The organism is Oscillatoria sp. FACHB-1407 (assembly GCF_014697545.1).
Taxonomy (GTDB): Bacteria; Cyanobacteriota; Cyanobacteriia; order Elainellales; family Elainellaceae; genus FACHB-1407.
This window is the reverse complement of the sequence record NZ_JACJSA010000012.1, coordinates 39,445-56,365: the sequence shown is the minus strand read 5'-3', so window position 1 is coordinate 56,365 and position 16,921 is coordinate 39,445. Positions and strand designations below refer to the sequence as shown.

Genomic DNA, 16,921 nt, shown 5'->3' with positions numbered 1-16,921 from the left:
AAAGATCGCTCTCTTCGCTCTATAGCTACTACGGATGCATAAGCTGCATGATGTTCTAACCGCCAAAATTTATTACACTTTGTAAAACATCACTTGTTTTAAAGCACCTTTGTGTAGCTCATCTCTGTGTAAAGTACCCCACACAAAACACGTCTATGTAAAAACAGCACTCACTCAGGCATTTCTATGGCAATTCGGAAGGACACTATTTTTGAACGGTTTTTGGCACCTATTTTCAAAAACTTTTTAATCGATCGGGATGCGCTCACGCGCTACTACCACAGCAAGGATTGGACGAAGGAGTGCGATCGCCTCACAGACCCCACCGTGGTTTATCCTGATTACTACCGTTCACAAAACTTTCACAGCATCGAAGGGGGGTATCTCACGATCGGTGCGGCGGTTTCCTATGATCCCATTACCCAATACGTTTTAGCACCCAACGAGGAATGGGTACGGCAAAGCGTGATTGAGCATGTCCAGGGAAAACCCCGGCGGATTTTGGATTTGGGGTGCGGTACGGGGAGCACAACTCGTCTGTTGAAGTATGCCTTTCCAGATGCCGAGGTGATTGGCATAGATCTGTCGCCCTACATGCTTGTGGTTGCAGAAGACAAAGCACGGGATGCCAGTTTGCCGATCCAGTTTCGACATGGCAATGCCGAAAGTACAGGACTTCCCAATGCCAGCTTTGATCTGGTGACCGCATCGCTGCTGTTTCATGAAACTCCGTCTGAAGTTTCAAAGCAGATCTTGCAAGAAGCTTTTCGTCTGCTCACAGTTGGTGGCGAGGTGATTATTTTAGACGGCAATCAAGGAGTCTTGCGCCATACTCCCTGGTTGATGGAGATCTTTGAAGAACCCTATATCAAGGATTTTGCCGCTGGAAGTGTCGATGCCTGGATGGGTAGTGCCGGATTTGGAGCGGTGCAAACGGAGATGGTCTGGGGTATTCACCAAATTACGCGGGGCGTGAAGCCGAGGTTGGGGCGATCGCTTGAGGAGATTCGTGATCAATGGTCAACGGTCGGTGGCGAGCAGTGGGTAGTCAGCGGTTAATCGGCAATGATTGGTTCGGTTGATCGGTTATTGTTAGTGCCCTTACCCTGGCCTTTTCCTACAAGCGAGGGAATTTTAGCTTTTTTGAAAAGCTCCTCTCTGGCAGAAAGGTTAGGATGAGGGGCAAAAGTTGCACATCCTGCCATTGACCATTAGCCACGAACGATGGACGATAAATTATTAATAAATTATTAAATTTTTATTCTTCTGTTTCCCATTGCTCGCTCCCCAAAGGCTACCGTATGCTAAAAGCCGTTTTGTTTGACTTCAACGGAGTCATTATTAATGATGAGCCGTTACATCAAAAGTTGATCGATCAGCTTTTGATTGAAGAAAATCTGCGCCCCAAACCGGAGGAATATTGGCAGGTCTGCGTAGGACGAAGCGATCGCGCCTGTTTGACCGATCTGTTGGCGCGGCGAGGTCGAATAGTGACGGACAAATATTTAGATGAGTTGATCGCTCGCAAATCGCGTGCCTATCAACAACAGCTAGAGGTGATTGAGAAACTCCCAATTTACCCTGGGTTAGCCGATTTGATCTTTCAATTGCGGTCAGCCCAGATCAAGATGGCGGTGGTGAGCGGTGCCATGCGGGCTGAGATTGAGTTAGTGTTGGAGCGATCGCAGTTGTCTCAACACTTTGCGGCGATCGTGGCAGGTGACGAAATTACGCAGAGCAAGCCAGAGCCAGAAGGATATTTGTTAGCGATTAAACGGTTAAATCAACAGTTTCCTGATTTACTATTGCAACCCAATGAATGTCTGGCGATCGAAGATACGTTTGCAGGTATTGAAGCGGCAAAACGGGCAGGCATTCAGGTGGTTGGTGTGGCGAATACCTACCCATTTCACATGATGCAGCGTCGGGCAAACTGGGCGGTTGATTACTTGACAGAACTAGAATTAGACCGAATTCGCGATCGCTTTTCAGGTACTAAATCGCGACAAACGGTAAGCTAGAATACCGGACTGAAGCGTTTATCTTATGCATAATTCAAAGGAATTAACCCTATATAGTTAATAAGTTGGTGGGGATAATTCAAGCAATCAACGAGGCTCATTAATAAACCCCATCAGCACCTTAGAACCTCAAACATTCAGGCGATATTGTTTTCACGGATACAGCGTTGAGATCCCCGGTTTTTTGAAAGCCGGGGATCTAGGTTTTCATTGCCCCCAATCTTTTGACTCGTCATTCCTATGAATCAGACAGATCCTCAGTTTTTTCCTAAAGCGATCCTCTCAGTTAGTCGTGAAGAGATTGACCATCTACAACTGAATATCAAGAAAACCTGTGGCATTGAAGATACAACTTTACCCCCTGATTTAGAAGGTCATTTCTTCTTAACTGCCCCAGCAGGCACGCTAGATTCCTATCGCCCTGATCCAGAGAATAATGCACATATTGCATTACCTGCTGCTGATGGTTTGACTCCGTTATTTAACGGAGATGGCATGGTTTATCGAGTTGATTTTGTCGAGGGAAAAGCCACTGTCAAAACTCGAATTGTTAAACCGCCCTGTTACTATGCGGATGAATTGACACAGAATGAGGAACAGTTTCAAGACCTTAAATTTAAGAATTTTGGGTATGGCCGACTCTCATTTGTTAAAGATACTTTTGTGAGTTTAGGAATTCGTAATCAACTCAATACCGCTTTTGTTCCCTTTAAGTTTTCAACGGATGATCAAGAGAGATTGTTAATCACATGGGATACAGGCCGTCATTTTGAAGTTGATCCTGACACACTCGAATTAGTTGCTCCAATTGGTTGGAATGATGAGTGGAATGCTACTACATCTCTCACGGGCAATCTGCCTTTTTCGCAAGTGATGTCTACCTCTCATCCTTGTTTTGACCCACAAGGTGGAGAGAAACAAGATGGTGAATTCTTTACCGTAAATGTTAGTAAATCGATCTCCACGATTTTGTGGCTGTCGCGATCGCTTAAGCTTCGTCTTGAGAAATTATTAGAAAGTGTAAAGGCATCTCCACTAAAGCGAAGACTGAGAGCGATCGCTGTATCTCTCAACATTTTTTTGGCAGTTGATGATATCTTTCACTTCTTCATCAATTTGATCTTTGGTAAAGGGGATGCTGTTTATTTGTTGCGATGGGATGGTAAGCCATTTGCCTCAGAGAAAACAAAGACCCTGGATCAATGGAAGGTTGTTAACTCAAAGGGATATCCCATCAAAATTCGCCAGACGTTACACCAAATGGCGTTGACAAGAGATTTTGTAATCTTGACTGACACGGCATTTAAGTTTGATTTAAGTGAGGTTATCCCTTTTTTGCATGATGACATTGCAAACCAGGTTTTGCTGTTAATCATGTATTTGTTCGACTATGCGGCTTATCCTGAAACGAATCTCTACGTTGTTCGTCGAGCGGATTTAATTCCCGGAAAAAAGCGAGTCAAGGCACAGCATTTCAAGCTTGAATATCCGATGACTCATTACATCGTTGATTATGAGAATCCTGATGGCAAGATTGTGCTTCATGCGGCTCATATTTGTGCGACTGATCCCTCAGAAACATTGAGAATTAGCGATCTATCAATCTACAAAGACTTAGGAATTACTCGTAGTTTGAGACAATTAGCTGGCTCAATTTGTGGTCCGACAGATGTAAATCGAGTGGGATGTTATGTCATTGATGTAGACAATCAGAAAGTGATTCCTTACACCAAGTATGATATTGATAAAACCTGGGCTACAGCATTTTATGCCTGTCGCAATGAGCAGCACTCAGCCCAATTCAATGACATTTATTGGAATAGTTGGGGCTGTTGGACTGATACTCTTTCTCAACATGTTTTGAATTTGTATGAAGATTACGAAGATCGGGTCGTTCCTGTTGGTGAGCCAGATGACGAATCGGTGACAGCTATCTTATCACCCACATCTGATGGCTCTGAGTTAACCCATTTAACGCTGTTTGAAATTGCTCTAGAGGGCATCCCTTCTAATCTTTGCCGAGTACATATTGAACGAGATATAGAGGGTTTACCTATTGGTATTCAACTGATGGATTCTTATCAGTTTCCAAAAGGATATTTGGGGACATCTGCCCAATTTATTCCCAAGGCAAATTCGACAGGTTCCAGGCAAGGTTATATCGTTTGTGTCGTGATTACGCCAAGCGATTGTGATTGCCCCCTTGATGAGCAACCCCGACAAAACAACAGCGAGATCTGGATCTTTGATGCCGAGAAGGATAATCTGGGAGGGCAACCCCTCTGTCGGCTTAGCCACCCTCAGTTGCATCTCGGTTTTACATTACATACCACCTGGCTCCCACCGCGATCGCCCAAGTCCTCGCCTGCATCAGGTAACCACTACAACGTGCGTCAAGACTATGCTCCACAGGTGCAGAAGTGGCTCGACCACCAAATTCAAAAACAGCGCATCTCACTTGAGACTAGAAGAAAAATCGAGGAGCTATTTGAAGCGGTGTATCAGAAGTGGGATGAAGCTCATCAAGCTAGATACTAGATAATGAAGGCTAGATAGAGGGAGTATTTTGAACCCCCACTGGATTCATTGTGAAGAGAAAAATTTATTGGTTCCCCGTTTCTACTTGGTTTGTGTCGTCTGTTGCTGGTTTGTCGATCTTTGGAGCACCGAGTGCGATCGCCCAGGTTATTCCCGATCGCACCTTACCCACGAATTCCAGGGTTAATCAAAACGGAAACACAATTCAGATTGACGATGGCACGACCGCAGGCAGCAATCTCTTCCACAGCTTTGATCAGTTTTCGTTGTCGGTAGATACGACAGCCTACTTCAACAATGCGGTAGATATTCAAAATATTTTTAGCCGGGTCACAGGTGGGTCAGTTTCCAGAATTAATGGAACGATTCGAGCCAATGGCACGGCTAATTTGTTTTTGTTAAACCCCAATGGCATTCTGTTTGGCCCTAATGCCGCTCTCAACATTGGGGGGTCTTTTTTTGCCAGTACGGGCGATCGCATTCTCTTCGCAGATGGCACCACATTTAGCGCATCTGAACCACAAGCATCACCCCTACTAACAATTAGTGCCCCTATTGGTCTGGGGTTTGGGGCGAATCCGGGCAGCATTGTTAATCGATCGAGAGTGTCCGCACCAGGATTTCAAGGTGCTCCGACTCAAATCGGGCTACAGGTTGCTCCTGGGCAAACCCTGTCCTTGATTGGAGGTGATATTTGGTTGGATGGGGGCGACTTGACTTCCTTTGGGGGGCAAATTGAGCTAAGTAGCGTTGGAGCCAATAGCCAGGTGAGTTTGATTCCAGAAGGCTCTAGCTATCAATTAGGTTATCAACAAGCAAGGTCGTTTCAAGACATCCGTCTAACCGATTTGGCAGAGGTTAACGCCAGTGGCATAGGCGGCGGCGAGATTCGGGTTCAAGGGCGCAACGTCACTCTCACAGGAGGCGCAAGCATTAACTCCAGCACTCTGGGTGATCAGCGGGGACAACCTATAACCATCAACGCCAGTGAGTCGCTAGAAGTTATCGGGAGAACCAATATTGCAGAAAGATATGAGCCTGATTTAGCATTTCTAGACATTTTAGTGCCGTTTCGTAGTGTGATTAACTCCAGCACTCTGGGATCGGGAGATGCTGGATCAATAACGATTAATACTCGACGCTTGATCGCACGAGATGGTGGAAGGATTAATACTGGCAGTAACTTTACAGGGTCGGGAGATGGTGGTGACTTAACAATTAATGCCTCAGATTACATTGAAGTGAGCGGATGGGTTCCGGTGGGTGGAGATGGAGATAATCTATTCCTCAATAATCGGCTAGGGTTTGAACTCAATGGGGTCAGTTCCTTAGCTACCCTGACTGCAACACCCGCAGGTAATGCAGGAAACTTAATCATCAACACCAATCGATTGTTGGTTGATCGGGGTGGAGTGATTACCTCTAATACCTTCACAGGAGGTAGAGGGGGGCGTATGACTATTGATGCAAATGATGTGGAAGTCAGAGGTACTAACCCAACAGGTGTAGTGCAAAGTGTGATTACCTCTAGCTCTACTACAACGGGACAGGCAGGAGATTTAACAGTCAATGCCGATCGCATTTTGCTGCGGCAGGGCGGTGTAATTTCCTCAAATGTTTTTAGAAGCGGAATCGGAGGTACGTTGACTGTGAATGCAACCGAATTTATTGAGATTCGGGGTGAAGGAGTTCGTAATACAGGTCTACGAGCGGATACAAATTTTGCTGGGGCAGCGGGCAACCTGAATATCTTTACTGCAAGGTTAACCGTTGCCGATGGCGGTAGGATTACGGTCAGTGGTGCTAGACGTGGAACAGCAGGAAATTTGCGAATTGAAGCAGATGATGTGCAGTTAGAGAATAGAAGCAGCCTTAGAGCATCCACTGGCATTGGCACGGGAGGAAATGTTGAGTTGCTTGTGCTTAACGCTCTAACTCTGCGTCAAAGGAGTCTCATTTCTGCTCGTGCTCAAGCAGACGCTAATGGTGGCAACGTTACCATTAGAGCCGGGTTTGTTGCTGCTGTTCCCAATGAAAACAGTGACATTATTGCCAGTGCTGTTGATGGTGAGGGCGGGTTCATTGGTATCAACACTCAGGGAATTTTTGGATTAGTCGAGAGTAATCAGGACACGTTTCGCAGTGAGCTTAATGCCAGTTCTCGGACTGGGGTTGACGGGGAAATTGAAATTACAACTCTTGATGTTGACCCCAATCGAGGACTCGTTGAGTTGCCAACTGGAGTGGTCGATGCTTCTCGACTGATTGCTCAAGACTGCTCCACCAGAGGCACAAGCGTTGCCCAGTCCAGAGGTGAATTTTTGATCACTGGACGCGGAGGTTTGCCACCCAGTCCAACCGATCCACTGCTGAGCGACACAATTTTGGTGGATTGGGAAAGCCCGATCGCTGAAGAGATGGCGGGCGCAATTGACAACACCTCGGCTCAACCAGCGGTGACACAAACGGCTAATCCAGTTATAGAAGCGCAAGGTTGGACGGTTGGCTCGGATGGCAAGGTTATGTTAATCGCTGAGGCAAGCCACGCGACTCCTCATGCTCCTGATAGAGTTGAGGCAACCTGTCCAGGAGGGTAAGACAGGGAAGGGATGAATCGCATCGTGGCTTTACCCTTTCCCGAAGATTAGATCCAATCGTTGTTGTGCAGTTTGCAGGGCTGATTCGGGGGTACTTTGACCGAGCAGTGTTGCCTCGATCGCCCGTCCTACACTTTCTGAGATGCGGTTATAACCAGGGGCAATGGGACGCGATCGCCCATGTTCTGCCTGATCGAGAAACACCTGAACAGCGGGTTGCTGAGCGACAAAGGCTTGATATTCCTCACTCTGGCGCGATCGCAAATTGACAGGTAAGTATCCGGTGCCGATCGCCCACTGCGTCTGAAAAGCTTCACTCAACACATACTCCGCAAAAACGAGAGATGCCTCTTCTGCTTGAGGAGTCGTTCTGAAAATGAATAAATTCTCGCCGCCCATTGCCGTTGCTGGTCTGACCTCAGCAGGAATCGGCATCACCCCAAAATCGACATTCGTTCCTGCCAGTTGTCCCAATGTCCAGGGTCCGGTGAGTTGCATGGCTACTCGCCCTTTAAGGAAACCATCTAACTCAAAGCCTCGTTCGGGTTGAGACAAAATGGCAGAGCCATCGGTTAACAGGTCTTGCCACAGGTGCAGAGCCGCGATCGCCCCCTCATTCTCAACCTGGGCACCGAGCTTTTCAGGACTGGTCAACTCACCACCGCCACTCCACATAAAGGGTAGCCAGGTAAACACCGTCCATTCACCCTTGCCCAACGGCAACACCATCCCGTATTGATCTTGCCCCCTGCTGCGTCGGGTCAGAATTTTCGCGGTTTGCCTTAACTCCTCCCAGGTGGCAGGCAATTGGGTAATTCCTGCGGCTTGAAACAAACTGGGGCGATAAAAAATGCCAACGTTGTTGACTCCAAACGGCACTGACCAGAGATGGTCTTCAAACTGCATGGATTCAAATAACACTGGATCTATTTCATCCTGAATTGGGTTGCTGGTTAACCAGTCCTCAATCGGTCGAATCGCCTGCAACTCTACTAACTCACCCGTGATCATGGGTGGATACCACAGCATATTGGGAGGCGCATTCCCGACGACCGCTGCCAAAATTTTAGGCATTTGCTGATCCGATTGCCCGACGTACAGTGACTCTACTTGAATCTGGGGATGGGTCTGGTTGAACTGATCCACCAACTTTTGAAATACATCCCGGTTGGGCGGCGGATTGATACCATGCCATAGCGTCAGGTGAGTCACCGTTGAGGAATCAGAGGAAGGGCGATCGCTCGCTTGACAGGCGGTTAGAGTGATCAGGCACGCACCCATCACCAAGACAAACACGATGGTCTTAAAAACATGACTGATACGTTGAAGCGTGTGCTGTCTCACTAAATCGTTGCGCCAACCCATTTCTGTTCGCCAAACTTGAATTCTCAGTTATTCTCAACTTTGGCATGGCGATAGTCAACGCACTCGAATCGGAATCTCAATCAAAAATTCTGTTCCCTGCCCAACTTCTGAAAAACACCGTAAGTTGCCTTCGTGTTTCTCAGTGACAATTTGATGACAGATGGCTAGCCCTAATCCAGTGCCTTTACCCGCAGGTTTGGTCGTGAAGAATGGATCGAATAAATGCTTTTGCAACAGTTCTGGAATACCGGGTCCATTATCAACAATATGAATAGCAACGTGAGAGCTATTAACGAGTTCAGTTTTGATCTTTAAACAGGGTGATTTTGAACATGAACTTTGCGCCTCTGATACTCCTTCTAATGTCTTAGACAGTTCTAAATTAGTACCTCTACTCAACGATTGGTGAACTTTAAATTCTTCTTCCATCGCATCGAGAGCGTTAATCAGAATGTTCATAAATACCTGATTCAGTGGAGAAGGGTAACACTCTATCAGAGGTAAATCATCATATTCTCGAATCACCTGAACACCAGGATACTCACCCTTTGCTTTGAGTCGCGGTTCTAATAAAAGGAGAGTGTTATCGATGTTTTCGTGTAAATCGACAGCTTTGATGGCTGTTTCGTCCAACTGAGCAAAGTTGCGGAGTGATAACACAATCTGCCGAATGCGATCGGCTCCAACTCGCATTGAACTGAGGATTTTAGGAAGATCGATAATGAGGAATTTGTAGTCTTTTGCCTCTAAATATTTTTGAATGTCGGGATTGGCGTTGGGGTAATGTCGTTGATAAAGCTCAATTAATTCCAACAAATCTTTGGTGTATGCATTGGCGTAGTCAATATTGCCATAGATGTAATTGATGGGGTTATTAATCTCATGAGCAACCCCAGCAACTAACTGCCCTAAACTCGATCGCTTTTCAGATTGGATCACACTATAGGTTTCGATCGCCGCTTCTGAAAAAGGCTTGACTACCGCAATCTTCCAATAGGCACGAGGGACATGAAACAAAAATACAGTACAGAATTCCTTCAGTAAAAAGTCGTTTTCAACACTAATGGTTTTATAAAGATAGGTTGTGCGATCGCCATCCGCAAATGGATTAGCCATGACCGCTGCAATCAACTCAGCTTCTGAGGAGTTGATGTGATGACCAGACTGTTCAATTTCTGGGGCTGTTTCTGACTGGAAATGGGGCGTTTCCTTAGCTTTTTGAATGATCGCCTGATTCATCTCATTTACCGCAGTGGCGATCGGCTCAAATAGAGGCTCTTCCTGAACAAATTCATCAATTAACATCAACTCTTCAGGCTGGCAGTTACCTGTACCTTCAGTCACCTTTTTAACGAGAGCAGGTTGAGGAAAAGTGATGAACTTATTGACTTGATCGAGGATGAAAACATAACCCCCTGTTTTGTTGCGCCAACTTTCAACGGTGGCTTGTAAACTCTCCAAATTCAAATCGATGGTGACGACGCCTGTAAATTGTTCCTTCTCAAAGGTAGGGCTAGTGCAAGTCACCATGGGCTGACAGGAGTACCGATCCATGTAGGACTTACTCCAGACACATTGCCCCGGTTTGGCGTGGCGACCGACAACATACCAGACTTCGTGGTGATAGCCTGGGGGCGATTGATTATAGTTATCAAAATACTCAAAGTCACCGTTTTGATTGCGACCCCAAAAAAAACTGCGCCTTTCACACGTCGATGAGAAGGCATAGGGTTCAGGCCACACCCCTCCTCCTGCTACACCTACATCTCCCTGGAAGTTAATGAGTGTTGGCAGCAGTCGTTGAAATAAATCCTCAGACTTAGGTAGTCCTTCAACAATCGCCCCAATGGTTCTAGTCAGTGCTTCAATTTCTCGAATTCGGATGTGCAGATTAAGAACAAGATTGTTGCCAATCTGTCCAATTAATCTTGAAGATTCCGCTAATATGACGCTTTTATTGTCTGCATTCATGACAACGACAATAATTAAAAGCAGGTTCGTACATTAGACCCTAATTCTGATTCAACAAAGATCCATTCTATGAATTGAATCCAAGGCTTAGTACAACTCGTCGTAAATAAGGGTGGGAATTTGGGGTGCAGGGGTTCCACCCCTGGTTGGAGGCGCAGCCCCCACACCCCCCTGGTTGTATTTCCAAACCCTATCTATGAATAGCAGTACTTAGTGATTTCTAACTCTTGTTTAATGAAGACCACCCAAATTGACGACAGAGATAGAAAAACACTCTTAATATGGTAGATCAAGCCTGATTCTGATAAGTTCCACGTATCACATTAAAGTCTTCCTACAAGCGTCACTGTCATGGTTGATACCAAGGTGATTGGTGCTAAGCGGTTGAGTTGCTACTTGGAAATGGAGCAATTCAGACAGGAGCCAAACTGCCTACCTATAGTCATTACTCAATGGTAGATGCAGATTCTGGAAATTTGGTAGATACTCAGCACAGCTGCTCTTGATTGAGCTTGTAACCCAGTGTACTCAAGCCTGTGAAGAACTATGGGATTTATCTCTGAACCACGTATTGATGTCAAGATTCGCAAGATGGCAGAACGGGTGCGCTGGCGCGATCCTGCGATCGCCGATCGTGGAATTGACCAGACTCGTCTGGTGTTTGACGATGGTAAACCCGATACCCCAGAGTTTTCGTTTATGGTGATTGGGGATAGCGGATCTGGACCTCACCGTGGGCACAATCCCCAACGCCAAATTGCGGAGCAGATGTTTCAGCATCGCGACGAATGCCGCTTTGTATTGCACACCGGAGATGTGATTTATCTGGTTGGCTCAAGCGAGTATTATCCTAAAAATTTCATTGAACCCTATCGCGAATTTTTGGTTGGGGGTGAAACAGGAAAGGCGATCGCCTATGACCAGATGGTGTTTGCTTTTCCCATCCTGCCTGTCCCTGGAAATCACGACTACTATGATCTGTCACCGTTTTATGGGTTGGCTGCCCAACTCATGCTGCCCGTCCGTCGTTTACTCCAGTCTCATGTTGATCTAGATGTCGGTTGGCACGGCTCCTATCAAGGCAGAGCTTATGCTCGTGCCTTTCTAGACTGCCTCAAAGATCGGTTACCCGGTACGTTAGATCAACACCTCAACGAGCACTACACAGCTAAGACAAAATCGGGGGCTTGTCTGCGCTATCAACCCGGTCACTTTACTCGTCTTCCCAATCGCTATTACAGTTTTCGGATGGGAGGCATTGATTTTTTTGCCCTCGACTCCAACACTTTCAATGCTCCGTCTCCGTTGCCCGACAGTCAGGAAGGCGATGCCTATCGCCGCATTTTGGAGAAGCGACTGGAACAGATCGAACGAGACAAGATGGAGGTGAGTGAAGCTTCAGCAAAGCTGACGCCTGATTCGCCGGATACTGTAGAACAAATGGACGATTTGCAAGCCAAGCTCCAGCAATTGGATGAAGTTGAGAGGGATATTCTCAAACAGTTGGCATCCAACGAGATGACAGTGGTTGACAGTGAGCAGCTAAATTGGCTTGAAAAGGAGCTAATTGAGTCATGGCATGATCCAGATGCGCGTGGACGGATCATTTACTTTCACCATCCACCCTACGTGACTGAGGCAACGAAGTGGCACCAGGCCCAAACCCTGATGGTGCGGCGACGGTTGCGGCGTGTGTTGAATGACGTGGCAAAGGCGATCGGGTCTTTGTCAGAGGGGCGATCGATCGTGGATCTGGTGCTCAACGGGCACGCTCATTGTTTAGAGCATCTTCAGACTGTCGATACTGGACACGCAGATGCTTACACCAACTGGATTATCTGTGGCGGCAGTGGTTATAGCTTGCGACGACAACGCCAAGAAGGACCTGAGTTGACTGAGTTGATGGAAGCTGGGGACGACGCAAAAGAAACGTTTATTGAGCGATCGGTCGCTAAATCCAAGCTCTACGTGGGGCGAAAAGGCAGCGGTTCTCAAAAACATCGCCCTTACTCGTTTTTGCGGATTGATGTCAAAGCGGGCAACCCTCCCCGGTTTGTGGTGCGTCCATTTATCTCAGATTGGTTTGAGCATCGATGGGTCAACCAGGTACTCGACCCTTTTGAGGTGTGTGCTTTGCAGAGCAGTTTGAGATAAGAATTTTAATATCCCAAGGTGATGTCGTCTTGATTACCTGCTGCTTGAGTATTGACGGGTAAAATCGCGCCTTCTAAATCGGTGCCGCTGAGGTTTGCTCCTTCCAGATTGACCTCTCTCAGGTCGATCGCGTGTAGACAGGCTCCCTTGAGATTACATCCGGTCAAATCAGCTCCAGTCAGTTTGACGTCAAATAAATATGCCTCCCGCAGATCAGCCCCACTTAAATTGGCACGGCTCAAATTGGCTCCACTAAAGTCAACTCCAACCAGGTTAGCTTGGCTAAAGTTAGCCTCAATCAAGTTAGTGGCGCAGAGATCTACCAGGTTGAAGTTAGCGGCATGTAATGTGGCTCGGCTGAAGTCTGCTCCTGTGAGATTGGCTCCTCGTAAATCAGCATTGGTTAGATCAGCCCAACTCAGGTTTGCATTTTCCAAATTGGCATCCCTTAAGATGGCTCCCGTTAAATTAGCGTTCAAGAGCTGAGCACGGAGGAGATTGGCTTTGGTCAGATCAGCGTTAAGCAACAACGCACTTTTCATGTCAGCGTCTTGCAAATCAATTTCCAGCAACAACGCATTGCTGAGATCGGCATCCCGCAAATAGGCTCCTCTAAGTGATGCTCGGTTTAAACTGACACCACTGAGATTGGTACGTGTGAAATCAATTAATTTTAAGTCTGCCTCATTGAGGTTGATACCGCTCAGGTCTGGCTTAACAGGTTGCATCTGCCGCCACGCATTCCAAGCATCTATTCCTCGATCTAACAGGGCGAGGTACTCCTGATTCGCCATAAGATTTGTGTGTTTCGTTAGCGTGAGTCCCAGAGAGATTTCCCTCTAATCAAGGTATTCAAGATAACCCGTAGGAATCAGGATAGGATGTGGGGTGATCTGGGAGAATAATGGTTTAAAGATAGAAAACCCCGGTAGAAACTACCGGGGAGGTGTCCAAAATGATGCGCTGATTTTAGAGTTCCCAGTTTATGGGAGGCGATCGCACCCAATTTCTGGGAATCCACCTGATTGGATGACTCCAGACAGGTGAGGTCTGCTTACAGCCCTTCTCATACACTAGAGATTGTCGGGTTTAGTCCTAATGTAGGGCAAACCTTGACGATCAGGAGAAGTGCTATGAGAACCTATGAACAGCGGCTCAATTACGAAAAGTTAGAACTGATTCCTACGACGCAATCCTCGCTTCAAGATAAGCTTGGGCTTGTCGTGTCAGGATTCCAAAAAGCTTGGGAAAGGCTTGTTGGTTTTTTTGAGTTAAGTTCTGAGCCGTCTGTCTATCACACCTCTGATGCATCGGGTGAGTGGTGGTATGTTTATGAACCTACAACAGGCAGATCATTCTGGTTTGCTACAGAGGCAGAAGTGTTGGAATGGTTTGATACACGCCATTATCGCCAAGGTAGGCTATTTGAGTAGGGAAGGACGCTGCGTAGGGAAGGGAGATAGGGTAAGTGAGGAAAGGAGGGAAGCCAAGCAGGCTACTCCTGGCTCAGACCGTCTGACTCAAAACACTCTCTTGCTTTATGTTACTGGGAATTGATTTAGGCACAGGCTCCGCTAAGGCGATCGCCCTGGATATCCAGGGGCAGGTGGTGGCTGAGTCCAGTCATGCCTATTCGGTTCATGCGCCGCAACCCGGTTGGGCAGAGTCGAATCCAGAGGATTGGTGGAATGGAGTGGCGATCGCTGTTCGGGCTGTTGTCCAGGCGTGGGGTGAACCGATTCAGGCGATCGGCTTGTCGGGACAAATGCATGGGGTTGTGCTCACGGATGAGGTGGGAGAACCCTTGCATTCTGCAATCCTGTGGGCAGATACCCGTTCCAGTGAGGTTTTGAGTCAGTATCGTGAGCTTTCCCTTGAATTGCAACAGACACTAGCCAATCCGATCGCGGCGGGAATGGCAGGGGGGACGTTGCTCTGGTTGCGGCAACATGAACCCGAACTCTACACAACGGCACGATGGGCACTGCAACCCAAAGACTGGCTGCGGTTGCGGCTGACGGGGGGAGTCGCTACAGAACCCTCTGATGCCTCTGGGACGCTGTTGTATGACGTGATGGCGGATGATTGGGCGGGGGCGGTGATGAAAGCTCTTAATCTGCGATCAGACTGGTTGCCAGAGTTGAGACCGTCGGGGGCGATCGCCGAAACCCTCACTTCAGACGCCGCTAACCATTTAGGCTTATCGGTCGGCATTCCCGTCACCGTCGGAGCCGCTGACACGGCGGCGGCGGCTCTTGGCAGTGGATTGACGAGCCCAGGCGTTGTGCAACTCACGGTTGGGTCGGGTGCTCAGTTGATCACGCTACAAGACCAACCCCAACCCGATCCGCAACATCGCACCCACCTGTTTCGCTCCGCATTACCTGACCAATGGTATACGCTGGCAGCGATTCAAAATGCAGGTCTGGCACTGGAATGGGTTCGCCACCTCTTGGGATTCACCTGGGCAGAGGTCTACGAGCAGGCATTTGCCGTTCCACCTGGATGTGAAGGGTTGACGTTTTTGCCCTACCTTACGGGCGATCGCACTCCCCATCTGGATTCGTCTCGGCGCGGCTCCTGGGTTGGTTTGGGGCTACACCACACGCGAGCACACCTGATGCGGGCTGCGCTGGAAGGAGTCGCTTTCTCCATTCGCCAGGGGTTGGAGGTGATGCCCCTGCATCCAGCTGAAATTCGTCTAGCCGGGGGTGGCACATTGGAACCTTCCTGGCGACAACTGCTCGCAGATGTACTGCAAGTGCCCCTGCGTCCGGTGGATAGCCCTGCTGCCTCTGCTCGTGGTGCTGCTCTGCTGGCAGGACTGGGCGTTGGGATCTATTCCAGTGTCAATGAGCTTCCAACCGTATCGCTCTCATCCTCGCTGATCACCCCTAACTCCTGGGATGCAAATCTCGATGCTGCCTGGCAACGTTTTGCAGCGGCATCAAATGATTGAGGCTAGATATTTTTGTAAGGCTTCCCGAATGGGCACTAGGCTTTTGTAACGTTGCATGTCTTCGGGAATTTGGTCGAGCATGGAGTGTAATCCAGCCGCAGCATCCGGATATTGCTTAAGGAGAGCGATGGGATAGCGATAGGTGTGGATGCCAAACAAAATCGCCCGTGTAATAGGAATTCGTCGTAGAGTTTGCCATTCGATGCGAATCCAGAGTTTATCTCCGGCATTCTCGGCAGTGATATCTCCAGGCTGAAGACGGTGAACGTGATGGTGTCCTAAAAAAAGTTCTGAAGTGCCAGTGATGCTCCAGTTGATGCGATAGCCTGGATGTTCAGGTTGGAGGCGATCGAAGTAAGTATTCACCGGATGTTGGAGCTTCTGCGCGTAACCTGGAACCGGATCATGAATGGGGGCGATCGCCCGTCCCAGTTTGTCGTGCAACCGCCAGTAAGACGGAAAGCTCAGTGATGCGGCTCCCAGAATGTAGCCGCTCTCGTTGGGCATCATCAGACATAAATCCTCCTGTACCAACCGCCCTGCCAGATCAAGCGGTGCAGTGGCAAAGTCGGCAAATCGCCAGGTTTCCTGGGTCAAGTGATTGGTAATGGAAGTGGGCGATCGCTCAAACTGGTCTGGAAAATGCTGAAGCAAGTGGTCAACCAGTAAATCCAATACTTCTTGCTGGGCTGGCTCTGTTCCCGGAAGTCCAGCAAACACCTCGTTGTAGCGTTCTGCTCGCAATTCTGCTTTGCGCCGCAAATAAGGCAAATATTCCTCATCAATTTGAATCCAGTCCTCTAGCCGCAGCGGTTTGAGTCCTGGTTTCAACTGCCACTTCCCGCTGCTAAACGGCAAATAGACGGGCTTATTCATGATGACATCTGTTTTACTCTCATCATTCTAGCGATCGCCTATCAGGAATCAATCAGACGAGGGCTGAAGAGGACACACATCATCTACTGCCACTGAATACCTCTAAAAACCAAGGTTGTTCGTTAAGTGAGTTCTACTTGCTTACCTTGTCATTCAAGTTTGAAAACCAGGCATTGGGGGAAAATCCCCAAACCTTCTAGCAGGCGGTGTTTCAGTTTACCCAAAAGCGCGCTTCGCATCGGTTTCAGGTACGGGAGCGTCTGATTGGGACAAGACCCTAGTGCCGCGTCACAATTAAAAGTTAGGGTAGCATCTTGCTCGCGCCGTGAGCGAGACGCTCACACTGACAATCCTAAAAATAAGGTTTGATGCTGCACTAGGCCTTTTGAAGGGAGATTGAGAGGGATCAAAACAACCATCTATAAATCAGCTTTGAGAGG

General features: G+C 47.9%; 11 protein-coding genes. 7 read left to right on the top strand and 4 right to left on the bottom strand.

The features are described from left to right. Nucleotides 1–186: 186 nt before the first annotated feature. The 4 genes from H6G89_RS19610 to H6G89_RS19595 all read left to right on the top strand — a co-directional run bounded on the left by H6G89_RS19610 (nucleotide 187) and on the right by H6G89_RS19595 (nucleotide 7,156). Nucleotides 187–1,059, top strand: coding sequence for a class I SAM-dependent methyltransferase (locus H6G89_RS19610; RefSeq protein WP_190509533.1), 873 nt, complete (start codon nucleotides 187–189; stop codon nucleotides 1,057–1,059). Nucleotides 1,060–1,301: 242 nt separating this feature from the next. Then, complete coding sequence (locus H6G89_RS19605; protein WP_190509531.1) at nucleotides 1,302–2,021, top strand: HAD family hydrolase; 720 nt, start codon at nucleotides 1,302–1,304, stop codon at nucleotides 2,019–2,021. 240 nt (nucleotides 2,022–2,261) lie between these two features. Continuing rightward, the gene (locus H6G89_RS19600) at nucleotides 2,262–4,559 is read left to right on the top strand and encodes a carotenoid oxygenase family protein (RefSeq protein ID WP_190509529.1); all 2,298 of its coding nucleotides are present in this window, start codon (nucleotides 2,262–2,264) and stop codon (nucleotides 4,557–4,559) included. Between the two features lie 92 nt (nucleotides 4,560–4,651). Continuing rightward, nucleotides 4,652–7,156, top strand: a complete 2,505-nt coding sequence (locus H6G89_RS19595) for a two-partner secretion domain-containing protein (protein ID WP_190509527.1) — start codon at nucleotides 4,652–4,654, stop codon at nucleotides 7,154–7,156. 30 nt (nucleotides 7,157–7,186) lie between these two features. On the opposite strand, the gene H6G89_RS19590 is transcribed toward H6G89_RS19595, so the two are convergent. Together H6G89_RS19590 and H6G89_RS19585 are read right to left on the bottom strand one after the other, a co-directional pair. Beyond that, nucleotides 7,187–8,521 (bottom strand): extracellular solute-binding protein, encoded by a 1,335-nt coding sequence (locus H6G89_RS19590; protein WP_190509525.1) that lies wholly within the window; start codon nucleotides 8,519–8,521, stop codon nucleotides 7,187–7,189. Between the two features lie 54 nt (nucleotides 8,522–8,575). Then, nucleotides 8,576–10,492, bottom strand: coding sequence for an ATP-binding protein (locus H6G89_RS19585; protein ID WP_190509522.1), 1,917 nt, complete (start codon nucleotides 10,490–10,492; stop codon nucleotides 8,576–8,578). 546 nt (nucleotides 10,493–11,038) lie between these two features. Here H6G89_RS19585 and H6G89_RS19580 point away from each other — a divergent pair. Then, a complete protein-coding gene (locus H6G89_RS19580; protein ID WP_190509520.1) occupies nucleotides 11,039–12,646 on the top strand; it encodes a metallophosphoesterase family protein in 1,608 nt (535 codons plus the stop codon). 5 nt (nucleotides 12,647–12,651) lie between these two features. Here H6G89_RS19580 and H6G89_RS19575 read toward each other — a convergent pair whose 3' ends face one another. Further along, on the bottom strand, nucleotides 12,652–13,440 hold the full coding sequence (locus H6G89_RS19575) for a pentapeptide repeat-containing protein (RefSeq protein WP_190509519.1): 789 nt from the start codon (nucleotides 13,438–13,440) through the stop codon (nucleotides 12,652–12,654). A gap of 339 nt (nucleotides 13,441–13,779) precedes the next feature. On the opposite strand from H6G89_RS19575, the gene H6G89_RS19570 reads away from it, so the two are divergent. Next, the gene (locus H6G89_RS19570) at nucleotides 13,780–14,079 is read left to right on the top strand and encodes a hypothetical protein (protein ID WP_190509517.1); all 300 of its coding nucleotides are present in this window, start codon (nucleotides 13,780–13,782) and stop codon (nucleotides 14,077–14,079) included. Between the two features lie 107 nt (nucleotides 14,080–14,186). Further along, a complete protein-coding gene (xylB, locus tag H6G89_RS19565; RefSeq protein ID WP_190509515.1) occupies nucleotides 14,187–15,605 on the top strand; it encodes a xylulokinase in 1,419 nt (472 codons plus the stop codon). Here xylB and H6G89_RS19560 read toward each other — a convergent pair. After that, nucleotides 15,594–16,481: a heme-dependent oxidative N-demethylase family protein gene (locus H6G89_RS19560; RefSeq protein ID WP_190509513.1), complete on the bottom strand. Its 888-nt coding sequence runs from the start codon at nucleotides 16,479–16,481 to the stop codon at nucleotides 15,594–15,596. The two genes, xylB and H6G89_RS19560, sit on opposite strands and share 12 nt — an antisense overlap. Nucleotides 16,482–16,921: the final 440 nt, after the last annotated feature.

Bases quoted from the DNA above. Each gene is read 5' to 3' on its own strand.
- H6G89_RS19610 (WP_190509533.1), top strand. From the start codon at position 187: ATGGCAATTCGGAAGGACACTATTTTTGAACGGTTTTTGGCACCTATT.
- H6G89_RS19605 (WP_190509531.1), top strand. From the start codon at position 1,302: ATGCTAAAAGCCGTTTTGTTTGACTTCAACGGAGTCATTATTAATGAT.
- H6G89_RS19600 (WP_190509529.1), top strand. From the start codon at position 2,262: ATGAATCAGACAGATCCTCAGTTTTTTCCTAAAGCGATCCTCTCAGTT.
- H6G89_RS19590 (WP_190509525.1), bottom strand. From the start codon at position 8,521: ATGGGTTGGCGCAACGATTTAGTGAGACAGCACACGCTTCAACGTATC.
- H6G89_RS19585 (WP_190509522.1), bottom strand. From the start codon at position 10,492: ATGAATGCAGACAATAAAAGCGTCATATTAGCGGAATCTTCAAGATTA.
- H6G89_RS19580 (WP_190509520.1), top strand. From the start codon at position 11,039: ATGGGATTTATCTCTGAACCACGTATTGATGTCAAGATTCGCAAGATG.
- H6G89_RS19575 (WP_190509519.1), bottom strand. From the start codon at position 13,440: ATGGCGAATCAGGAGTACCTCGCCCTGTTAGATCGAGGAATAGATGCT.
- H6G89_RS19570 (WP_190509517.1), top strand. From the start codon at position 13,780: ATGAGAACCTATGAACAGCGGCTCAATTACGAAAAGTTAGAACTGATT.
- xylB (WP_190509515.1), top strand. From the start codon at position 14,187: ATGTTACTGGGAATTGATTTAGGCACAGGCTCCGCTAAGGCGATCGCC.
- H6G89_RS19560 (WP_190509513.1), bottom strand. From the start codon at position 16,481: ATGAATAAGCCCGTCTATTTGCCGTTTAGCAGCGGGAAGTGGCAGTTG.